Origin of the sequence: Companilactobacillus halodurans (genome assembly GCF_009600985.1) — a bacterium.
GTDB lineage: Bacteria > Bacillota > Bacilli > Lactobacillales > Lactobacillaceae > Companilactobacillus > Companilactobacillus halodurans.
In genome coordinates, this window is the sequence record NZ_VDFP01000207.1 from 1 (window position 1) to 1,117 (window position 1,117).

Annotated in this window: 1 protein-coding gene; it reads right to left on the reverse strand. The window is 38.0% G+C overall.

The genetic code is table 11. The annotated features are described in order from the left end of the window. On the reverse strand, positions 1-1,070 hold a 1,070-nt coding region (locus FHL06_RS13660), incomplete at its 3' end, for a PEP/pyruvate-binding domain-containing protein (protein ID WP_272950477.1). Positions 1,071-1,117: the final 47 nt, after the last annotated feature.

Genomic DNA, 1,117 nt, shown 5'->3' on the forward strand with positions numbered 1-1,117 from the left:
CGAACAACAACTTTAGCATCAGATTCATCAACCACGTTCTCATCCCCTACATCTTCGCCTTTAGCCTTCTTCTTTCTTTGTGACCAAACGGTTTCTGGACGAGCTTGAACGATCCAGAGACGGTTAGTATTGGCATCCAAAGCATATTCCATATCCATGTAACATCCGTAGTGACGTTCAATTTCTTTAACATATCCAGCCAATTCAATAACTTGGCTATCGGTTAATGCTTGTTTATCCTGCAATTCTTCTGGTACAGGCTCTTCTTTTGTTCCTCCATCAGGAAGTCTAACTAATTGAATTGATTTCTTAATAATATTCTTTTCAACAATCTTCATTGATTGTTTGTCGATAACAAAATGATCCGGTGTAACCTTTCCCAAAACGATATACTCGCCTAAGCCATAAATTGCATCAATCACGATTTTGGACTCGTCACCATTAGCAACATTAACTGAGAACATAATACCTGAAGCCTTTGAAAAGACCATCATTTGAACAGCGGCTGACAAAGCAACTTTTTCATGTGGGAAGTGTTGCTTATGACGATAGTATGTTGCACGATCAGTAAATAGTGATGAATAACATTGCTGTACTCGGTTAACAACATCATCAGCACCTTTAATATTCAAGTATGATTCTTGTTGACCGGCAAATGATGCATTTGGCAAATCTTCAGCTGTTGCAGAAGATCTAATAGCTACGAATGGATCATCTTGTCCCATCTTTTCAGATAGATCCGCGTATGCTTTCTTAATATCTTCAGCCAAATCGCTTGGCATTGTAGCTCCAACAATCAAATTACGGATTTCCTCACAAGTTTTGTGAAGTTCGTCTGAATTTTCGTAATCCTTTATTCCCTCAAGTAACTCATTTACTTTATCGTTTAAACCTGTTTGGCTCATAAAGTATTGATATGCGCGTGCGGTTGTTACAAAGCCATATGGCACTGGTACTTCCATTGACGAAGTCATCTCTCCCAACGATGAAGACTTGCCACCTACTAAATTAACATCCTTACGATGCAATTCATCAAACCATAGAACATTTGCAGTATCACGACTACTCATAATAATACCTCCTTGTAATTTCAGTTTAAATTCATTCTAGGAACTAA